The sequence below is a fragment of the Streptomyces sp. NPDC051219 genome, assembly GCF_040682335.1.
Classification (GTDB): Bacteria; Actinomycetota; Actinomycetes; order Streptomycetales; family Streptomycetaceae; genus Streptomyces.
Genome location: NZ_JBFBAS010000001.1, coordinates 151,642 through 171,486 on the forward strand (window position 1 = coordinate 151,642; position 19,845 = coordinate 171,486).

The 19,845-nt window shown below is 71.6% G+C and carries 18 protein-coding genes; 7 read left to right on the forward strand and 11 right to left on the reverse strand.

Annotation, left to right across the window (positions count from 1 at the left end; translation table 11 throughout):
* Positions 1–6 precede the first annotated feature (6 nt).
* Genes AB0M62_RS00800 through AB0M62_RS00810 form a run of 3 tightly spaced genes read right to left on the reverse strand, consistent with a single transcriptional unit; the run spans position 7 to position 3,091 of the window.
* Positions 7–981: an ATP-binding cassette domain-containing protein gene (locus AB0M62_RS00800; protein ID WP_366071889.1), complete on the reverse strand. Its 975-nt coding sequence runs from the start codon at positions 979–981 to the stop codon at positions 7–9.
* Positions 978–2,054: an iron chelate uptake ABC transporter family permease subunit gene (locus tag AB0M62_RS00805; protein ID WP_366071890.1), complete on the reverse strand. Its 1,077-nt coding sequence runs from the start codon at positions 2,052–2,054 to the stop codon at positions 978–980. Before AB0M62_RS00805 ends, AB0M62_RS00800 begins: the two co-directional genes overlap by 4 nt.
* Positions 2,051–3,091: an iron ABC transporter permease gene (locus tag AB0M62_RS00810; RefSeq protein ID WP_366071891.1), complete on the reverse strand. Its 1,041-nt coding sequence runs from the start codon at positions 3,089–3,091 to the stop codon at positions 2,051–2,053. Before AB0M62_RS00810 ends, AB0M62_RS00805 begins: the two co-directional genes overlap by 4 nt.
* 81 nt (positions 3,092–3,172) lie before the next feature.
* Here AB0M62_RS00810 and AB0M62_RS00815 point away from each other — a divergent pair, with 81 nt between their 5' ends.
* On the forward strand, positions 3,173–3,790 hold the full coding sequence (locus AB0M62_RS00815; RefSeq protein WP_366071892.1) for an HAD hydrolase-like protein: 618 nt from the start codon (positions 3,173–3,175) through the stop codon (positions 3,788–3,790).
* Here the strand turns inward: AB0M62_RS00815 and AB0M62_RS00820 are convergent.
* Entirely contained in the window at positions 3,766–4,017 is a 252-nt protein-coding gene (locus tag AB0M62_RS00820) for a hypothetical protein (RefSeq protein ID WP_366071893.1), read from the reverse strand. The genes AB0M62_RS00815 and AB0M62_RS00820 overlap by 25 nt on opposite strands.
* A gap of 145 nt (positions 4,018–4,162) precedes the next feature.
* Here AB0M62_RS00820 and AB0M62_RS00825 point away from each other — a divergent pair, with 145 nt between their 5' ends.
* Entirely contained in the window at positions 4,163–4,546 is a 384-nt protein-coding gene (locus tag AB0M62_RS00825) for a cold-shock protein (RefSeq protein WP_366071894.1), read from the forward strand.
* An 83-nt stretch (positions 4,547–4,629) separates the two neighbouring features.
* Here the strand turns inward: AB0M62_RS00825 and AB0M62_RS00830 are convergent, their stop codons facing one another.
* From AB0M62_RS00830 to AB0M62_RS00845, 4 genes are read right to left on the reverse strand one after another with little or no spacing between them, the layout of a single operon-like run.
* Positions 4,630–5,499 carry a 1,4-dihydroxy-6-naphthoate synthase gene (locus tag AB0M62_RS00830; protein ID WP_366071895.1) on the reverse strand — a complete coding sequence of 290 codons (870 nt, stop codon included), beginning with the start codon at positions 5,497–5,499 and terminating at the stop codon, positions 4,630–4,632.
* A complete protein-coding gene (locus AB0M62_RS00835; protein ID WP_366071896.1) occupies positions 5,486–6,160 on the reverse strand; it encodes a futalosine hydrolase in 675 nt (224 codons plus the stop codon). Before AB0M62_RS00835 ends, AB0M62_RS00830 begins: the two co-directional genes overlap by 14 nt.
* A 4-nt stretch (positions 6,161–6,164) precedes the next feature.
* Positions 6,165–6,674, reverse strand: a complete 510-nt coding sequence (locus AB0M62_RS00840; protein WP_366071897.1) for a DUF2771 domain-containing protein — start codon at positions 6,672–6,674, stop codon at positions 6,165–6,167.
* A gap of 27 nt (positions 6,675–6,701) precedes the next feature.
* Positions 6,702–8,066: an MFS transporter gene (locus AB0M62_RS00845; RefSeq protein ID WP_366071898.1), complete on the reverse strand. Its 1,365-nt coding sequence runs from the start codon at positions 8,064–8,066 to the stop codon at positions 6,702–6,704.
* 462 nt (positions 8,067–8,528) lie between these two features.
* Here AB0M62_RS00845 and AB0M62_RS00850 point away from each other — a divergent pair, with 462 nt between their 5' ends.
* Both AB0M62_RS00850 and AB0M62_RS00855 read left to right on the forward strand, forming a co-directional pair.
* Positions 8,529–9,455: a DUF3027 domain-containing protein gene (locus AB0M62_RS00850; RefSeq protein WP_366071899.1), complete on the forward strand. Its 927-nt coding sequence runs from the start codon at positions 8,529–8,531 to the stop codon at positions 9,453–9,455.
* A 520-nt stretch (positions 9,456–9,975) separates the two neighbouring features.
* Positions 9,976–13,089 carry a molecular chaperone Hsp90 gene (locus AB0M62_RS00855; RefSeq protein WP_366071900.1) on the forward strand — a complete coding sequence of 1,038 codons (3,114 nt, stop codon included), beginning with the start codon at positions 9,976–9,978 and terminating at the stop codon, positions 13,087–13,089.
* A gap of 52 nt (positions 13,090–13,141) precedes the next feature.
* Here AB0M62_RS00855 and AB0M62_RS00860 read toward each other — a convergent pair whose 3' ends face one another.
* Together AB0M62_RS00860 and AB0M62_RS00865 are read right to left on the reverse strand one after the other, a co-directional pair.
* The gene (locus tag AB0M62_RS00860; protein ID WP_366071901.1) at positions 13,142–15,652 is read right to left on the reverse strand and encodes an HAD-IC family P-type ATPase; all 2,511 of its coding nucleotides are present in this window, start codon (positions 15,650–15,652) and stop codon (positions 13,142–13,144) included.
* Positions 15,653–15,756: 104 nt separating this feature from the next.
* Positions 15,757–16,032, reverse strand: coding sequence for a DUF2530 domain-containing protein (locus AB0M62_RS00865; RefSeq protein WP_366071902.1), 276 nt, complete (start codon positions 16,030–16,032; stop codon positions 15,757–15,759).
* A 164-nt stretch (positions 16,033–16,196) separates the two neighbouring features.
* Here AB0M62_RS00865 and AB0M62_RS00870 point away from each other — a divergent pair, with 164 nt between their 5' ends.
* Positions 16,197–17,651, forward strand: a complete 1,455-nt coding sequence (locus tag AB0M62_RS00870) for an NCS2 family permease (RefSeq protein ID WP_366071903.1) — start codon at positions 16,197–16,199, stop codon at positions 17,649–17,651.
* Here AB0M62_RS00870 and AB0M62_RS00875 read toward each other — a convergent pair.
* On the reverse strand, positions 17,644–17,835 hold the full coding sequence (locus AB0M62_RS00875; RefSeq protein WP_366071904.1) for a ribbon-helix-helix protein, CopG family: 192 nt from the start codon (positions 17,833–17,835) through the stop codon (positions 17,644–17,646). The genes AB0M62_RS00870 and AB0M62_RS00875 overlap by 8 nt on opposite strands.
* 132 nt (positions 17,836–17,967) lie before the next feature.
* On the opposite strand from AB0M62_RS00875, the gene AB0M62_RS00880 reads away from it, so the two are divergent.
* Both AB0M62_RS00880 and AB0M62_RS00885 read left to right on the forward strand, forming a co-directional pair.
* Positions 17,968–18,405, forward strand: coding sequence for a MarR family transcriptional regulator (locus tag AB0M62_RS00880; RefSeq protein WP_366071905.1), 438 nt, complete (start codon positions 17,968–17,970; stop codon positions 18,403–18,405).
* A 31-nt stretch (positions 18,406–18,436) separates the two neighbouring features.
* Positions 18,437–19,753, forward strand: coding sequence for an MFS transporter (locus AB0M62_RS00885; RefSeq protein ID WP_366071906.1), 1,317 nt, complete (start codon positions 18,437–18,439; stop codon positions 19,751–19,753).
* The last annotated feature ends 92 nt before the right edge of the window (positions 19,754–19,845 follow it).

Below are 19,845 nucleotides of genomic sequence, written 5' to 3' on the forward strand. Positions count from 1 at the left end.
GAAGGGTCAGCGCCGGTCGGCGGCGACGTCGCCGGGCCGCGCCCCGTCGGGACCGGCGTCGGGACCGGCGGCCGAATCGGCCCGGTCCTGGCTCGCGGCCGGGTTCGGCGCACCGTCCGGGCTCGGGCCGGGCGCCGCACTCGGCGCCTCGTCCTCCGCCTTCGGCGACCACGGCGCGGCCGGGATCACCAGGGGCGAGCCCGTCACCGGGTCCGGGATCACGACCGACTGCATGCCGAACACCTCGTGTACGAGATCCGCCGTGACGACGTCCCGCGGGTGGCCCTCGGCGACGATCCGGCCGGACTTCATCGCCACGAGGTGGTCCGCGTACCGCGCGGCCTGGTTGAGGTCGTGGAGGACCGCGACGACCGTCCGGCCGCGGTCGTGGTTCAGCTGGCGCACCAGGTCCAGCACTTCAACCTGGTGCGAGATGTCCAGGAACGTCGTCGGCTCGTCCAGCAGCAGCAGATCCGTCTCCTGCGCGAGCGCCATCGCGATCCACACGCGCTGCCGCTGCCCGCCGGACAGCTCGTCCACCGACCGCTCGGCCAGCGCGCTGACGTCCGTACGCTCCATCGCGTCCGTGACCGCGCGCTCGTCGGCCTCCGACCACTGCTGCCACCAGTGCTGGTGCGGCTGACGGCCGCGCGCGACCAGGTCGGCGACCGTGATCGCCTCGGGGGCGACCGGGGACTGCGGCAGCAGCCCTATCGACTGCGCGATCTTCTTCGTGGGGATGCGGGCCAGCTCCGTGCCGTCCAGCAGCACCGACCCGCCCCGGGGCTTCAGCAGCCGGCCGAGCGCCCGCAGTGTGGTGGACTTGCCGCACGCGTTCGGGCCCACAATGACCGTCACCTGCCCGTCCGGAACAGCGAGATCGAGCTCGTGGACGACCGTGCGGTCCTCGTAGGCGAGTGTCAGTTCACGGGCCGTCAGCCTCGGGGGAACCGGGGGGTTGGCCCCCAGAGGGCTCCTCATGCCTTGCCTCCTGCGGTACGGCTGCGCACGATCAGCCAGATCAGATACGGGGCGCCCACCGCCGCCGTCAGTACACCCACCGGCAGCTCGGTGGGCGCGAAGAGCTTGCGCGCCAGCAGGTCGGCGAGTACCACGATCACCGCGCCCAGCAGCGCGGAGCAGAGCAACGGGATCTGCGCGGTGCGCGTCACCCGGCGTGCGATCTGCGGCGCCAGCAATGCCACGAAGTCCACCGGACCCGCCGCCCCCGTGGCCACCGATGCCAGCACCACGCCCAGGACCACCAGCCCGAGGCGTACCCGCCCGAGCCGGACGCCGAGCGCGGTCGCCGTGTCGTCGTCCATGGACACCGTCCGCTGGGCCCGCGCCGCCCACAGCACGCCGGGGACCAGGGCCAGCAGCACCCAGCCCAGCGGCCCGGCCACGTCCCAGCCGCGGCCGTTGAGCGAACCGGTCATCCAGATCTGCGCCTGCTGGGCGACGAGATAGTCGCCCTTGGTCAGGAAGAGCTGGGTGACCGACCGCAGCGCGATGGCGAAGCCGATGCCGATCAGCACGAAGCGGGTGGCGTGCAGGCCGCCGCGCCAGGCGAAGACGTACACGAGGGCGGCGGCGGCCAGACCACCCGCGACGGACAGATACGGCAGCACGGTGTACGACGTGACGCCGAGCGTCATCGCACCGACGGTCAACGCGCTCGCGCCCTGGCTGATGCCGATGATGTCGGGGCTGGCCAGGGGGTTGCGGGCCACCGTCTGGATGAGCGCCCCCGCGACGCCGAACGCGGCCCCGACGAACAGCCCGGCGACCATGCGGGGCAGCCGCAGCGTGCCGACGACCAGCTCGTCCGGGGACGGCTGCCCGAGGATCACCCTGACGGCCTCGCCCGGCGCGACGAACGATTCGCCGACGGAGAGGTACGTGACACAGACAGCGGCCAGCAGCACCGCGAGCGCCCCTGCGGCCAGCGCCGCCCGGCGGTGCACCAGGAAGGTCGCCCGCCCGGCGCGTACAAGGCTGTAGCCGGCGGGCCGCACGCCCGGCCGCCGAGCCGCTGCGGTGGTGACCGTCATGCCGGCACCGCCTTCCTGCGGACCAGGGCCACCAGGAAGGGCACCCCGATCAGGGCCGTCATCACCCCGGCCGGCACCTCGCTCGGCGGGAAGACCACGCGGCCGATCACATCCGAGACCAGCAGCATCACAGGCCCGATGAGCGCCGCCATCGGCAGCACCCAGCGGTGGTCGCTGCCCACGATCGCGCGGGCGATGTGCGGCACCGCGAGCCCGATGAAGGCGATCGGACCGGCGGCGGCGACACCCACGCCGGTCAGCACCGTGGCGCCCACGCCGCCCACGATCCGTACGGTCGCGACGTTCTGACCGAGCCCCTTCGCCACGTCCTCGCCCAGCGCCAGCGCGTCCAGGCCCCGCGCGACGGACGCCACCAGCACCACACCGACCAGCAGGAAGGGCCATATCTGCCCTACCACCTCGGCATCCCGCCCCGCGACCGAGCCGACCTGCCAGAAGCGGAACTCGTCCAGCGCCGCGGCCTTGGTCGTCAGTACCGCCATCGTCACGGACACCAGCAGCGCGTTGATCGCCGCGCCGCCGAGCGCGAGCTTGACCGGCGTCGCACCGCCGCGCCCGCTCGACGCGATCGCGTACACGGCCACCGACGCCAGCGCCGCCCCGGCGAAGGCGAACCACACATAGCCGGTCAGGGTGTGGATGCCGGCGTAGGCGATGGCCAGCACCACTCCCACCGACGCGCCCTGGCTGATGCCGAGGATGCCGGGGTCGGCGATCGGGTTGCGCGTGATCCCCTGGAGCACGGTCCCGGCGAGCCCGAGGGCTACCCCGACCATCAGCCCGATCACGGTGCGCGGCACCCTCAGGTTCCGTACGACTTCGGCCGCGTCGCTGCGGCCACCGTGCAACAGGGCGTCGAACACCTCGGCCGGCGCGATCGGCCGCGCGCCGACGGCCAGACTCAGCAGTACGGCGAGCAGCAGGGCCACGACGGCCACCACGGTCCAGCCGATGCGCCGCTGACGACGGGGTACGAGAACACGTCTCGTGCGGACAGTCGGAACGGCGGCTGACATCAAACCCATTTCAAAGTCTGGTAAGGCTTGGCTAAGTCTACGTTTGCTTTCCCCGCGCTCCGACTCGGCACAATGGCCACCATGAACCTGACCGTCGGCTTCGACCTCGACATGACGCTCATCGACTCGCGTCCCGGCATCAAGGCCGCCTACCAGGCCCTTTCCGCCGAGACCGGTACGTTCATCGATGCCGACCTGGCCATCACACGGCTCGGTCCGCCCCTGGAGCAGGAGCTGGCGCACTGGTTCGAGGACGAGCGGATCCAGGAGATGGGCGACCGCTACCGCGAGATGTATCCCACACACGCCATCGCCCCGACGCCCGCGATGCCCGGTGCCCGCGAGGCCGTGGACGCGGTCCAGGCCCTGGGCGGCCGGGCGATCGTCGTCACCGCCAAGCACGAGCCGAACGCCAAGCTCCACCTCGCGCACCTCGGCATCGAGCCGGACGCGGTGATCGGCTGGCTGTGGGCGGAGGCCAAGGCGGAGGCGCTGCGTGAACACGGCGCCGCGGTGTACGTGGGCGACCACACGGGCGACGTGCGCGGCGCCCGTACGGCCGGGGCGCTCTCGGTCGCGGTCCCGACGGGCCCGTGCGACGAGGCGGAGCTGCGCGCCGAGGGCGCGGATGTGGTCCTGACCGACCTGACGGTGTTTCCGGAGTGGTTGATGGACTACGCGGCGGCGTCGCGGGCCTGACGGCGCTGCGCGGCGATCGAGCGGAGCACTCCGGCTCCGGCGATCAGGAAGCCGACACCCATCAGCATGCACACCAAGTACGCGACCGTGGGGAACGGATCGGTCCCCAGGAACAGCGGGGCGACGGTGACCAGAGTGGCCACCGCGCCGATGAAGAAGACGATCACGCCGACCTGTACGAGTCGGTCGCCGGCGCCGGCCTTGTCCGTTCGGGTTTCGCTAGTCACCCGACCAGGGTAGTTCCCAGCGCACAGGAACCACCCAACGACGTCTTGTCACCAGCCCCTGGACCATTAGCCTTGGTGGTGGCGGGTCACGCGACCCGCTGTAGTGCTATTCAGAGCCCCAACGAGCACAAGGACGAGGACAGACGTGCCTACCGGCAAGGTCAAGTGGTTCAACAGTGAGAAGGGCTTCGGCTTTCTCTCCCGCGACGACGGCGGCGACGTCTTCGTGCACTCGTCGGTGCTCCCTGCCGGGGTCGAGTCGCTCAAGCCCGGCCAGCGTGTCGAATTCGGTGTCGTGGCAGGCCAGCGCGGCGACCAGGCCCTCTCGGTCACGGTCCTCGACCCGGCCCCCTCGGTGGCGGCCGCGCAGCGCCGCAAGCCGGACGAACTGGCCTCCATCGTCCAGGACCTGACGACGCTCCTCGAGAACATCACCCCGAGCCTGGAGCGCGGCCGCTATCCCGACAAGGTCCACGGCGCCAAGATCGCCGGCCTGCTGCGGGCGGTGGCCGACCAGCTGGACGTCTGACGCGCGAGAGAAGTGGGCTGGGGCGAAAGGTGAACACCTTTCGCCCCAGCCCACTTTCTGCCGCGTGCAGGAGGCCGCAGACCTCAGGCGAAGTGCAGAGCGTCCGGGGACAGCGGCGGAACGAGTCCCTCGGCCGCCGCGCGTGTGAGCAGTCCGCGGATCGCCGCGTAGCCGGCGTCGCCCAGGTTGGCCGTGAACTCGTTGACGTACAGGCCGATGTGCTGGTCGGCCACCGACGGGTCCATCTCCTGGGCGTGTTCGCGCACGTACGGACGCGACGCCTCGGGGTCGTCCCAGGCCATCCGGACCGACGTGCGCACGGCGTCGGCCAGTTCGCGCAGCATCCCGTCGCCCAGGGAGCGCTTCGCGATGATCGCGCCGAGCGGGATGGGCAGGCGGGTGGTGGACTCCCAGTGCCCTCCCATGTCCGCGAGGGAGTGCAGTCCGTACTCCTGATACGTGAACCGCGCCTCGTGGATGACCAGCCCGGCGTCGACCCTGCCGTCCCGTACCGCCGGCATGATCTCGTGGAACGGCATGACCACGACCTTGCCGACGCCGGCCGGGAGGGTGTCGGCCGCCCACAGGCGGAACAGCAGATACGCCGTGGAGCGCTCGCTCGGCACCGCGACCGTTCTGCCGGTGAGGTCCAGGCCCGGCTCGCGGGTGAGTACGAGGGGCCCGCAGCCGCGGCCCAGTGCGCCCCCGCAGGGGAGCAGGGCGTACTCGTCCAGCACATAGGGCAGTACCGCGTACGAAACTTTGAGGACGTCGAACTCGCCGCGCGCGGCCATGCCGTTGGTGATGTCGATGTCGGCGAAGGTGACGTCGAGGGAGGGCGCGCCCGGCACCCGGCCGTGGGCCCACGCATCGAAGACGAAGGTGTCGTTCGGGCACGGGGAGTAGGCGATCTTCAGCGGCTGCTGTGGGTGCTGCCGGTCAGTCTCGGTCATGGTCTCCCCAACCATTCAGTACGGGCGCGAGCTTCCCGAACCCCTCGGTGAGGGCGGCGAGCGCGTCGCCGATCCGCCAGGCGGCGCGGTCGCGCGGGCCGACGGCGTTCGAGATCGCGCGGATTTCGAGGACGGGGACGCGCTGCACCGCGGCTGCCTCGGCGACGCCGAAGCCCTCCATCGCCTCGGCCCCGGCGCGCGCGTGGCGGCCGGCCAGTTCGGCGGCGCGGGCAGCGGTGCCGGTGACCGTCGAAACGGTCAGGACGGGAGCGATCAGGGCGCCCAGAGCCTGCGCCACGTGGGCGGTGAGGTCCGGCGGCGGGAGGTGGACGGAGCGCCCGAAGCCCAGTTCCTCGACGGTGAGGTAGCCGTCGGGCGTCTCGGCGCCCAGGTCGGCGGCGACGATCGCATCAGCCACGACGAGCGAGCCGGGGGGCGCGGCGGGCAGGAAGCCGCCGCCGATGCCGGCCGAGACGACCAGGTCGTACGGGCCGGTGGCCCTGGCGAGCGCGGTCGCGGTCCCGGCGGCAGCGGCGGCCGGCCCCACGCCGGCGGCCAGTACGTCGAAGGAAGCGGCGCCGCCCGGGGTGGGGTGGCCGAGGCCGGCGGTGACCGCTTCGGCCTCCGCCGCTACCGCGGTCACCACCAGCACCCGCGGCATTGCGTCAGCTGTCGTCGCGCTCGAGCTTGAAGTTCCAGACGGCTTCGGCCTTGCCCTTGCTCGCACCCTTGTCGGAGAACTGGATGATGCTGATCTTCCGGCTCTTCGCGGGCGCGCCCTGGCCGCCGGTGCCGAAGAAGTCGACACCCGGGAAGCTGCGGTAGGTCTTGTTCGACTGGTCGGTGATCGGCTGGCCGTCCAGCGCGGCGATCCACTTCCTGCCGTCCTCGACGACCTCGGGCTCGACGCCGATACGCAGCGTGGTGCCCGGGGAGTACTTGACGGTCTTCGAAGTCTTCAGGCCCTCGATGCACTCCTGGAGCTTCTCGTTGGAGAGCCCCTTGCCGTCGCCGCTGTGGCAGGCGGCCTCGGAGGTCACCGTCGTCGTGCCGACCGTCACGGTCGCCAGCGGCGTCGGCTTGTCGCAGGCGGAAAGGACGAGGAGTCCGGCGGACACGGCGCCGAGGGCGGCAGCAGTGCGGCGGCCCTTACCCGAGAAAAGCGGAGCGGTCATGTCCCGAAGGCTATCGCTCGGTCCAGCTCATGCCACGCGGGGGTGCGGCGTGCCGCGCCGGGCGGACATCAGCAGGCCACGTGCGGCGGTCGCCGCGCCCAGGGCGATGAGCCCGGCGGCGACCGACATGCCGATGACCCCGTTGAGCGGCAGCGCCATGCCGATGGCTCCGCCCGCCACCCACGACATCTGCAGGAGAGTCTCGGAGCGGGCGAAGGTGGAGGTCCGCACCTCCTCCGGTACGTCCCGCTGGATGAGCGCGTCGAGCGACAGTTTCGCCAGTGCCTGGGAGAAGCCGGCGGACGCGCCGAGCACCGCGACGAGGACCGGGCTGAACAGCACGGCGGCGGTGATGGCCGCGCTCAGGGTCAGGGTCAGCACCGAGGTGATGATCACTTCGGGGGCGCGAGCCTTGAGCCAGGCGCCGACGGCCGTGCCGCACGCGTTCCCGACGCCGGCCGAGACAGCGACGATGCCCAGCGAGACGGCGGCGGACTGGCCGGCGAGCGGGTGCTCGCGCAGCAGGAAGGCCAGGAAGAAGATCAGGAAGCCGGAGAGGGAGCGGAAGGCGGCGTTGGCCCGGAGCGCACACGCCACGGACGGGCCCACCGTCCGCAGGCCGGGCTTGCGGCCATGGGGATGGCGCTCGGGGTGCGTGATGAGCGACGCCTTGCGCTCGCCCTTCGCTGAGTCGACCTTGGGGGGCAGGGTGAAGGCCAGGAAGGTGCCCGCGGCGAAGAGCGCGAAGGCACCGTACAGCGGCCATTGCGGGCCGATGGCCTGGAGCCCCGCGCCCGTCGGGGCTGCGATGCCGGTCGCCACCAGGCCGGCCAGGGTCACTCTGGAGTTGGCCTTGACCAATGAGAACTTGGGCGGGAGGAGACGCGGGACGACCGCGCTGCGTACGACTCCGTACGACTTGGAGGCGACCAGCACGCCCAGCGCGGCCGGATACAGCTCCAGCCCTCCCGTCGCGACCGCGCCCGACATGGTGAGCGCCAGGAGCGCCCGCGTCAGCATCGCGCCCGCCATGGCGGCGCGTCGGCCGTGCGGGATGCGGTCGAAGAGCGGGCCGATGACCGGGGCGAGGAGGGCGAACGGAGCCATCGTGATCGCGAGGTAGAGCGCCACGCGACCGCGAGCCTCGTCCGTCGGTACGGAGAAGAAGACCGTGGAGGCGAGCGCGACGGTGATCATCATGTCGCCCGCGCCGTTCACGGCGTGCAGTTCGATCAGTTTGCCGAGGCCGGATTCGCCGGCGCCGTGGGCGTGGGTGGCCCGTCGGATGCCTCTCGCTGTGCCGGTGAACGGAAGGTGCAGGGCGCGGCCCACCGACCGGCCGGCTCTGCGGACCGGGCCGGCTCCATCGTCGGACGAGCTGGCGGCTGCCACCCCGTCATAGTGCCCCAACTGACCCGTGGCGATGTGGTGTCCGGGCACGTCGGTGCGCCGCCCCGCTCCGCGGCGGGGCAGCCGCGCGCCTTCCGCGCGCGAGCCGCCAGGAGGCGGGAGCGAGCTGCGCGGTGAGTGCCGGGACGGCGCGCGGGGAGGCGGGAGAGACGTCCTCCGTCTCCTTCACGGTCCCGTCTTTTCCGTCTCTGTCCCATGAATCGGACGTGCAGGTGGGCCACAGGCGGCGGAGAGGGTAGCGTGCGTAGCGCGCCACCGGCGGTTGCTCTTGGCCGCGCGCCTCTCCGCGATCCCGCAGAATGGATTGCAGTAGGTGCGCCCGAGGCCGATCGGGTGCGGACGTCGACGCGGCCCTCTGGTCCGCTCCGCCCGCTCCACGTACGGACATGGACCGGCTGCACGGACGGCGCACTCGTGAGACGGCGTAGGAGAGAAGCGAGACCTGTGAGTGCTGCGACGACGCGAAGCCGTACCCCTGACCGCCTGTGCGCCGAGGCGGTCGACCTCGCCCGCGCGGCGGCCGAGGAAGCCGCCGCTCCCGGGGTGGTGGGCGAACATGTCTCCGTTGTCGCGGAGGGTGACCGGGTTGTCACCCACTTCTTCGAGTGCAAGGACATGGGCTACCGCGGGTGGCGCTGGGCGGTGACCGTCGCGCGGGCCTCCCGCGCGAAGATCGTCACCCTCGACGAGACGGTGCTGCTGCCCGGGCCCGACGCGCTGCTGGCCCCCGAATGGGTGCCGTGGAGCGAACGGCTGCGCCCCGGCGACATGGGACCCGGCGATCTTCTGCCGACGGAGGCGGAGGATCTGCGCCTCGAGCCCGGCTACACGGGCGAGGACGAGCCCCTGCCGAACTCCGCCGTCTCGGGGGAGATGGCCGAGCTCGTGGAGGCCGAGGACGCCGAGGTCACCGCCGGCCCGCCGTCGTCCCTGCCGGTCGCACCGGCGCGCGGATCGATCGCCGCCGTGGCCGAGGAGCTGGGTATGCGACGGGCGCGGGTGCTGTCGCGGTACGGGCTGCACTCGGCGGCCGACCGCTGGGACGAGTCCTTCGGCGCGAAGACCCCGATGGCCCAGGCGGCCCCGGCGTCATGCATGTCGTGCGGCTTCCTGGTGCCGCTGGGCGGGTCGCTCGGCCAGGCGTTCGGAATCTGCGGGAACGAGTTCGGTCCGGCGGACGGGCATGTCGTGTCGCTGTCATACGGATGCGGTGGCCACTCGGAGGCGGCGGTCATGCCGAAGCCGCCGCGCCCGGCGCCGCCGGTGCTGGACTCGATGCGGGTGGACGAGTTCGCGCTCCGCCCCGCCCGCGACGGCGGCTCGGTCCCGGAGGAGCCGGAAACGGAAGACGGCGAGCTGGGCCACTCCTAGGGTCTCTCGTTTGGATCAGGCCGGATCAGTGAGCGGGGTCTGGTGCGCGCGATCGCGAGGCGGAGGAGGGAGGCATGGCGGAGCCGTGCCGACCGACGACAACGCGGCGAGCGTGCGTGCCAGGGCCTGTGAGCCCGGCAAGATCCAAACGAGCGACCCTGGACTTCTCACCCCGGCGGGCCGGGGTGTGACGCCGAGAGTCCTGCGCGGTCGCGCGAGCTGCTGCTCCGGAAGCGTGGGCCGGACGCGCCGGGGCCTCCAGGCGGTGCGTCCGGGACCGAATGACTCAGGCACCTCCTGGCGGTACGTCCGGGTGCCCGGCGCCCCGCGCCACACATCACGCTTCCTGTCCCGAACCCCCACCGTCCGCCCCCCCGCACCCTCCGACCCTGCCGGCCCCCGCGTGGGGGTGCGGGCATCGGGTAGGTGCGTGGAGGCGAGGGCGTGACTTGGCGGTTTCTCGCGGTACCTTCAGCCCAGCCCCGCCAGGAGGCGGCTCAGACAATTGGAGGCACCAGGCGTGAGCGTAAAGGCGACGGCGACCGACGGGGCCGATCCCTTCGGGACGGCGCGGCTCCGGCGCGGGGTGCTCGACGCGTGGGGGGCCAGCCCCGCCCGCTTCCGGGAGGACGCCAACGCCGAGGAGGACCTCGCGCTCGGCGGGTACCGCGACCGGCTGGTCGTGGAGCTGGCGCAGAATGCCGCCGATGCCGCCGCCCGGGCGAAGGTTCCCGGGCGTCTTCGGCTGACCCTGCACCCCGGGGCCGCAGGTGAGCCCGCTGTGCTCGCCGCGGCCAACACCGGGGCGCCGCTGGACGCGACCGGCGTCGAGTCGCTGAGCACCCTCCGGGCGTCCGCCAAGCGCGATGCGCAGGATGTGAGCGTCGGAAGGTTCGGCGTCGGGTTCGCCGCCGTGCTGGCCGTCAGTGACGAGCCCGCTGTCGTGGGGCGGCACGGCGGCGTCCGCTGGTCGCTCGCCGAGGCGCGCGAGCTGGCGGCCCGGGCCGCGCTGGGGAGTCCCGGCCTGGGAGACGAGCTGCGCCGCCGGGACGGCCATGTCCCGCTGCTGCGGCTGCCGTTGCCCGCGGAGGGCACCGCACCGGACGGGTACGACACGGTCGTGATCCTGCCGCTGCGGGACGGCAGCGCCGAGGACCTGGTGGAGCGGCTGCTCGGCGCCGTCGACGACGCGCTGCTGCTGACTCTTCCCGGACTGGAGGAAGTCGTCGTGGAGACCCCGGGCGCCGGGGTACGCGTGCTGCGGCGCCGGGTGGAAGGCCCGTACGTCCATGTGGAGGACAGCGCCGGGGTGACGAACCGCTGGCGCACGGTCACGCACGGGGGGCCCGTCGAGCCGGCGCTGCTCGTCGGGCGTCCCCTCGAAGAGCGGCTGCGCCCGAACTGGGCCGTCACCTGGGCCGTGCCCGTGGACCTGGACGGGGCTCCCGAGTACCCCCGCACCGCACCCGTCGTACACGCACCGACACCGACCGACGAGCCGCTGGGCGTACCGGCTCTGCTGATCGCCTCGCTGCCGCTGGACACGGCCCGCCGCCACCCCGCTCCCGGTCCGCTGAGCGACTTCCTGGTGGAGCGGGCGGCCGACGCGTACGCGGAGCTGCTGGCCGACTGGGAGCCGGTCTCGACCGGGACCATCGACCTGGTGCCGGGACCGTTGGGCAAGGGCGAACTCGACGGCGCTCTGAGGGCCGCGATTCTGCAGCGGCTGGCACGCGTGGCCTTTCTCGCGCCCGCCGCTCCATCGGAGGAACTGACCGCGCTGCGGCCGTTCGAGGCCGAGGTGGTGGAGGGCGTCGGCGCCGACACGGTGCAGGTGCTGGCGGAGGTGCTGCCGACGCTGCTGCCGGCCGGGCTGGAGCGGCGTACGGAGCTGCGCACGCTCGGCGTGGGCAGGCTGCCGCTGGGCGATGCGATCGACCGGCTGGCGGGCGTGGAGCGCGCGCCGGAATGGTGGCACCGGCTGTACGAGACCCTGGCCGGCGTCGATCCGGACCGGCTCGCCGGGCTGCCGGTGCCACTGGCCAGTGGACGCACCGCGAACGGCCCCCGGCAGGTCCTGCTGCCGCTCCCGGACGCGGCGGACAGTGAACAGCTGGCCCGGCTCGGGCTGAAGGTGGCCCATCCCGATGCCGCCCACCCGCTGCTGGAGAAACTGGGCGCGCTGCCCGCGACGCCCCGCGCCGTACTGACCACTCCCCAGGTGCGGGCGGCTGTCGCCGCGTCGCTCGACGACGGGGAGATGTGGGACGAGAACGGCCTCGACGCCGAGGAACTGGCCGAGGTCGTGCTCCGGCTGGTGCGGGACGCCGGTCTGGAGCCGGGCGACGAGCCGTGGCTCGGCGCACTCGCGCTGCCGGACGAGGACGGCGAGACCGCCCCGGCCGGTGAACTCGTACTGCCCGGCAGCCCGTTCGCGCAGGTCATGCGGGAAGGTGAACTGGCCCTCTGCGACGCCGAGCTGGCCGAGCGCTGGGGTGCGCAGCCGCTGACCGCCTGCGGGGTACTGGGCAACTTCGCCCTCGTACGCGCCACCGATGTGGTGCTGGACCCGGACGAAGTCGAGCCGCGCGACGGTGACTTCGCCGAGCCGGACGACGCGGGGCTGCTCGACGCCGTCGACGTGTGGTGCGAGGACGTGCTCGACCAACTGCCGGAGACTCCGGTGCCGCCCGTCGCGACGGAGATCGTCGCGGTACGGGATCTGGACCTGGTGGACGACGAGGCCTGGCCGCAGGCGCTGGCACTGCTGGCGCAGCCGCCGCTGCGTGATGCGCTGACCCAGCCGGTGCGGGTCCTGCTCCCGGACGGGACGACCGAGACCGTGCGCTCGTACACGGCGTGGTGGCTGCGCGACCATCCGGTGCTCGAGGGCCGCCGGCCCGCCGGCCTGCGCGCAGCGGGCGGCGATCCGCTGCTGGCCGGACTCTACGACGAGGCGGACGCGACCGGCTTCGGCGACGAGCAGGTGCTGCGCGCACTGGGTGTGCGGACGTCGGTCGCGGCCCTGCTCGACGAGCCGGGCGGTGCGGCCGAGCTGCTGGGCCGGCTCGCCGACGCGTCCCGGCACGTCGCCGCGCGCCAGCTGCACGCCCTCTACGGAGCGCTCGCCGAACTGGACCCGGACCAGGTAACACTGCCCGACGAGCTGCGGGCCGTCGTGGACGGCGAGGTGCGGGTGGTCGACGCGGCGGATGCGGTGATCGCCGACGCGCCGGACCTGCTGCCGCTCACCGCGGGCGTGGCGCTGCTGCCGGTGTCGCCGTCCCGGGCCGCGGATCTGGCCGAGCTGCTCCAGGTCCGGCGTCTGGGCGAGACCGTACCGGCCGAGGTGACCACGGAGGGCGAGGAGCACCAGGTCCCCGACGCGGTACGCGTCCTGCTCGGTCCGGCCACGCCGCACTCGTACTTCGAGCACGAGGAGCTTGTCGCGGGCGGCGTGGAACTGGACTGGCGCCGCACTCCGGACGGGGTTCTGCACGCTGCCACGCTGGAGGGTGTGGCGGCGGGCCTGGCCTGGGCAGCGGGGCAGTGGCCGCGCCGCTTCGAGGTGGCGGCCCTGCTGGAGGACCCGTCGCGTACGGAAGAGCTGGCCCGGGACCGCTGGTTCGACTGACGTCGTTGGCCGACTGACGTCCTCGGGCCCTTCGGAGACCCAGGTCTTGGGCCTAGGCGGGGAAGCGGCGGTCCACCAGGCGCCAGACGAGCTCCAGGACCGCCGCCGCGGCCGCCGCGGCGGCCACCGCCGCCCAGGGCATGGTCGTGCCCACCAGCTTCAGGGCGAAGAAGTCCTGGAGCCACGGCACGATCAGCACGATCAGGAAGCACGCACCCATCGTCGCGACCAGACAGACGCGCCACCACGTGTACGGGCGGGCGATGATCGCCAGGACCCACATGGACACCAGGAACAGCGTGAGGGTGGCGACACTGGTCTCGGCGTCGAGGGCGCCCGGGCCGCTGTAGTGGGAGCGGGCGAGCAGATAGGTGCCGAAGGTCGCCACGGCCGCGACCGTGCCGGCGGGGATGGCGTACCGCATGACCCTGCGCACGAAGTTCGGCCTGGCGCGCTCCTTGTTGGGGGCAAGCGCGAGGAAGAAGGCCGGCACGCCGATGGTGAGCGTGGACAGCAGGGTCAGGTGGCGTGGCAGGAAGGGGTATTCGACCTGCCAGCAGACCACCAGGATGGCCAGGAGGACGGAGTAGACCGTCTTTGTCAGGAAGAGGGTGGCGACCCGGGTGATGTTGCCGATGACCCGGCGGCCCTCCGCGACGACCGAAGGCAGCGTCGCGAAGCTGTTGTTCAGCAGGACGATCTGGGCGACGGCCTTGGTCGCCTCGGAGCCGGAGCCCATCGAGACGCCGATGTCGGCGTCCTTGAGCGCGAGGACGTCGTTGACGCCGTCGCCGGTCATCGCGACCGTGTGACCACGTGACTGGAGCGCGCCGACCATGTCGCGTTTCTGCTGTGGGGTGACCCGGCCGAAGACGGCGTTGTCGTCGAGGGCCCGGGCCATGTCGGCCTGTTCGGTGGGAAGACTGCGGGCGTCCACCGTGTTCGCGGCGCCGGCCAAGCCGAGTTTTCCGGCCACCGCGCTCACCGACACCGCGTTGTCGCCGGAGATGACCTTGGCGTGGACGTTCTGCTCGTCGAAGTAGCGCAGGGTGTCGGCCGCGTCGGGGCGGAGCCGCTGTTCCAGGATGACCAGCGCGGTGGCCCGCGCGCCGGTCACCACTGCCGGATCGTCCAGTTCGCGGACGGCGCGGGCGAGGAGCAGCACCCGAAGGCCCCGCTCGTTGAAGTGGTCGATCTCGGCGAGAGCCGGGTCGTCCGCCGGGAGGAGTACGTCGGGGGCGCCGAGCAGCCAGGTGGAGTTCTCGCCGTTGCCCTCGCTGAAGCTGGCACCGCTGTACTTGCGGGCGGAGGAGAAGGGCAGCGACTCGGTGCACCGCCAGGTCTCGCTGTCGGGGTAGGCGTCGATGATCGCCTGGAGGCTCGCGTTGGGCCGCGGGTCGGACTCGCCGAGGGCGCCCAGCACCTTGCGTACGTACGGCTCGTCGAGGCCGTTGCGCTGTGCGGCGGCGGCCCTGCCCTCGTCGGTGTCCCGGCCGTCGGCCACGGGTCTGAGGACCCGCAGCTCGGTGACGTCCATGCCGCCTTCGGTGAGCGTGCCGGTCTTGTCCAGGCAGACGACGTCCACCCGCGCCAGGCCCTCGATCGCCGGCAGCTCCTGTACGAGGCACTGCTTGCGGCCCAGGCGGATGACGCCGATTGCGAAGGCGACCGAGGTCAGGAGGACCAGGCCCTCCGGAATCATCGGCACGATGCCGCCGACGGTCCGCGCGACGGACTCCTTGAAGTCGTTGCTCTTCACCACGAGCTGGCTGATGATCAGGCCGATCGCGGTCGGCACCATCATCCAGGTCACGTACTTGAGGATGGTGCTGATCCCGCTGCGCAGCTCGGAGTGGACGAGCGTGAAGCGCGAGGCCTCCTCGGCCAGCTGGGCGGCGTACGCCTCGCGGCCGACCTTGGTGGCGGTGAACCCGCCTCCTCCGGCGACGACGAAACTGCCGGACATGACCGGGTCGCCGCGCTGTTTCAGCACCGGGTCGGCCTCGCCGGTAAGCAGGGATTCGTCGATCTCGAGGCCGTCGGCCTCGGCGACTTCGCCGTCGACGACGACCTTGTCCCCGGCTCCGAGTTCGACGAGGTCGCCGAGGACGATCTCGGAGGTGGAGATCTCGGCGGCCACGCCGTCGCGGCGGACGGTGGGTCTGGCCTCGCCGATGACGGCGAGCCCGTCCAGGGTCCTCTTGGCGCGCAGCTCCTGGATGATGCCGATCCCGGTGTTGGCGATGATCACGAAGCCGAAGAGGCTGTCCTGGATCGGCGCGACGATCAGCATGATCACCCACAGGACGCCGATGATCGCGTTGAAGCGCGTGAAGACGTTGCCGCGGATGATGTCCGTGGTGGAGCGGGAGGAGCGGACGGGGACGTCGTTGACCTCGCCGCGCGCGACGCGTTCGGCGACCTCCGCGGCGGTGAGCCCGGCCGGCCTGTGCAGCACCGGCAGCCGTACGGGATGCACCGGGTCGAGCTCGGATCCGGCGTCGATGGCCGGGCCGCCGGGCGGCTCCGGTCCGTCCGTGTCGATCTTCGCCCGCTGCGTCATGACTCCGACGGTACGGCGGGAGGCCGTGCTTCACCCCCCGAGTGGGCCGGACACAGGATCGCGGGAGGAGGCGAATGGTCCTCTGGCCGTAGCCGGGGACGCGGCTACGGGGTCTCGCCGGCCGCGTCCGACTTCGCCCGCCGGATCGCCGCTTCGCGCTTGCGGACGTACCAGATGCCGATCAGGCCAAGACCGCCGCCGGCCGCGCAGGTCCACACCCACCACAGCAGATCGCGTTCCTCGAACCAGCCGTAGAACGGGAGCTGAACCAGGAAGAGGACGAACCACAGGATCGTGCCGCCGGTGATGGTGCCGACGACGGGCCCTTCCAGGGGCTCCGGCGCCTCGTGCTTGGGGAATCCCGTCGATGAGCCAGCCATGCGCACAGTGTAGGTCGGTGGGCGGGCCGGGTTTCCGGGACCCGTGCGGCCGAGGTCTACGCGCGGAGATAGCGATCACCGAGTTTATATGTTCATACTGAAACGGTTTGCGTCCGACCGGTTTTGTTCGTATGAACATCCAGGAAATACCGATGAGGTTTCGCATGTCCCCCACGGCCACCGCTCCTGCGGGTGTCCGGAAGCAGGAGCAGTCCGGTGGTCCCGGCGGCCTCGACCGCTTCTTCAAGATCTCCGAACGCGGCTCCACGGTCGCCCGTGAAGTCCGCGGCGGCCTCGCGACCTTCTTCGCGATGGCCTACATCATCGTGCTGAACCCGATCATCCTCGGCAGCGCGAAGGACATGTACGGGCATCAGCTCGACGGCGGCCAGCTGGTCACCGCCACCGTCCTCACCGCGGCCTTCTCCACTCTGCTCATGGGCGTCATCGGCAATGTGCCGATCGCCCTGGCTGCCGGCCTCGGCGTGAACACCGTCGTCGCGCTCCAGCTCGCGCCCCGGATGAGCTGGCCGGACGCCATGGGCATGGTGGTCATCGCCGGCTTCCTGGTGATGCTGCTCGTCGCCACCGGTCTGCGGGAGCGCGTCATGCACGCGGTGCCGCTCGGACTGCGCAAGGGCATCGCCATCGGTATCGGCCTGTTCATCATGCTGATCGGCCTGGTGGACTCCGGCTTCGTCTCCCGTATCCCGGACGCCGCCCACACCACCGTGCCGCTTCAGCTCGGTGCGTCCGGGCACCTGGGCGGCTGGCCGGTGCTGGTCTTCGTCCTCGGTACGCTGCTCACGCTGGCGCTGATCATCCGCAAGATGCCGGGCGCGATCCTGATCTCCATCGTCGTGATGACGCTGGTCGCCGTCCTCATCCAGCTGCTCGTCGGTCTGCCGGGCGAGGCCTGGGGTCTGACCGTGCCGGAGTGGCCGGGCAATCCGGTCGCCGCCCCCGACTTCGGGCTGGTCGGCGAGGTCAGCGTGTTCGGCGGCTTCGCGAAGGTCGGTTACCTGACCGGCGCGCTGTTCGTCTTCACCGTCCTGCTGTCGTGCTTCTTCGACGCGATGGGCACGATCCTCGGCGTCGGCGACGAGGCCAAGCTGATGGACAAGGACGGCAACTTCCCGGGCATCAACAAGGTCCTGTTCGTGGACGGCATCGCGGTCGCGGCGGGCGGTGCGACCTCCTCCTCCGCCAACACCTGCTTCGTGGAGTCGACGGCGGGCGTGGGCGAAGGCGCCCGCACCGGTCTCGCGAGCGTCGTGACGGGCGGTCTCTTCGCGGTGGCGCTGTTCCTCACGCCGCTGGCCACGATGGTCCCGTCCCAGGCGGCGACCCCCGCCCTGCTCGCGGTGGGCTTCCTGATCCTGGCCGGTTCCGTCCGGGACATCGACTGGGGCGACTTCACGATCGCCGTGCCGGCCTTCCTGGCGATGGTGATGATGCCGTTCACGTACTCGATCACCAACGGCATCGGCATCGGCTTCATCAGCTTCTGCGTGCTGAGGCTGGTGGCGGGACGCGGGCGCGAGGTGCCGGCGGCGATGTACGCGGTGTCGGCGGTGTTCGTCTTCTACTACGCCATGCCGGGGCTCGGCCTCACCTAGGGTCCGTCAGCCCGTAGAACTTCTCCGTCTCGTCGACCGCCGTCTTGAAGCGTTCGTCGAAGTCGTCGCGAATGAGCGTCCGGACCACATAGTCCTGGACGCTCATTCCGCGTTTCGCGGCATGCTGCCGGAGGCGGTCCAGCAGGTCACCGTCTATCCGCAGGCTGAGCACGTCTGTCCCCATGCGGACAGAGTCGGGGGAGGGGCGCGGCCTCCGCGTCACTTTCCGGAGCCGTCTCACTCGTACGGGTGACACGTGCCGTACAGCGGCTTGAGTGGTGGTATTTAGAATGGGTAATGAGTTATGCTAAAGAACATGCGTGACCTCTCCCATGGCGACGACGCTGCCGCCGTGAACTCCCTGCGCTCCGCCGTCATGCGGCTGGGGCGCCGGCTCAAGCACCAGCGCGTCGACGAGTCGCTGAGCCCGACCGAGATGTCGGTGCTCGGCACCCTCGCCCGCTGCGGCTCGGCCACCCCCGGTGAGCTGGCCCGCAAGGAGCATGTCCAGCCGCCGTCGATGACCCGCATCGTGGCGCTGCTCGAGGCCAAGGGGCTGGTCAGGCTGGAGCCGCACCCCGACGACCGCCGTCAGAAGGTGGTCACCCAGACCGAGACGGCCGAGGCGATGCTCGAAGAGAGCCGCCGTAAGCGGAACGCCTGGCTGGCCGGGCTCGCGGCCGAGCTCGACGACGAGGAATGGGCCAAGCTGCGCGCGGCCGCTCCCGTGCTGGAGAAGCTCGCACACCTGTAATCACCGAAAACCTGCAAGGAGGCGAACATTTTTGCGTACGGGACACGGAGCAGACTCCGCACCCGCACCCGCCCCTACCACCATGTTCAGCTCGCTGAAGATCCGTAACTACCGGCTCTTCGCCACGGGCCAGGTCGTCTCCAACACCGGCACCTGGATGCAGCGCATCGCTCAGGACTGGCTGGTACTGAGCCTGACCGGATCCGCATCCGCCGTCGGCATCACCATCGCGCTTCAGTTCCTGCCGATGCTGCTCTTCGGACTCTACGGCGGAGTCCTCGCCGACCGCCTGCCCAAGCGGCGGCTGCTGCTGGCCACCCAGTCCGCGATGGGCCTGACCGGCCTCGCGCTCGCGGTCCTCACGCTCAGCGGACAGGTCCAGGTCTGGCATGTCTATCTCACCGCGTTCGTCCTCGGCCTGGTCACGGTCGTCGACAACCCGGCCCGCCAGTCCTTCGTCTCCGAGATGGTCGGACCGGTCCAGCTCGCCAACGCGGTCAGCCTGAACTCAGCCAACTTCCAGTCCGCCCGGCTGGTCGGGCCCGCCGTGGCCGGCGTGCTCATCACGGCCGTCGGAAGCGGATACGCCTTCCTGCTCAACGGACTTTCCTTCCTCGCGCCCCTCATGGGCCTGCTGCTGATGCGTACCGCGGAGCTGCACAAGGTGGAGCGCGCGCCGCGCGGCAAGGGCCAGCTGCGGGAAGGGCTGCGCTATGTCGCCGGCCGTCCCGAACTGATCTGGCCCATCGTCCTGGTCGGCTTCATCGGCACCTTCGGCTTCAACTTCCCGATCTGGCTGTCCGCCTTCGTCGACGACGTCTACCACGGCGACGCCGGCACGTACGGCCTGCTCAACACCCTGATGGCGGCCGGCTCCCTGGCCGGTGCGCTGCTCGCCGCGCGGCGAGGCACGTCCCGGCTGCGGCTGCTCGTCGGCGCGGCCGTGCTCTTCGGCGTGCTCGAGACGGTGACCGCCTTCGCGCCGTCCTTCTGGCTGTTCGCGGCGCTGCTGGTGCCGATCGGGATGTCCGGCCTGACCGTCAACGTCACGGCCAACTCCAGCGTTCAGATGGCGACCGATCCCGCCATGCGGGGGCGGGTGATGAGCCTGTTCATGATGGTCTTCACCGGCGGTACGCCGCTGGGCGCTCCGCTCGTGGGCTGGATCACCGACACCTACGGGGCACGGACCGGCTTCGCCGCCGGCGGCGCGGTCTCCGCGCTGGCCGCCGTCGGTGTCGGCCTGATGCTGTGCCGCGTCGGGGGCCTGCGACTGCGGATCGACCTGCGCCGCGGACGGCGGCACCTGGCCTTCGTACCGAAGGAGCAGCTGGCGACCGCGGCGTGACCGCTTCGGTTCCGGCCGCGGGGCTTCGCTGCTGCGGGGCTTCGCCGTCGGGTCTGTCGCCCCTCGTGGGGTGGCGGGCGGCCCGACGCCTT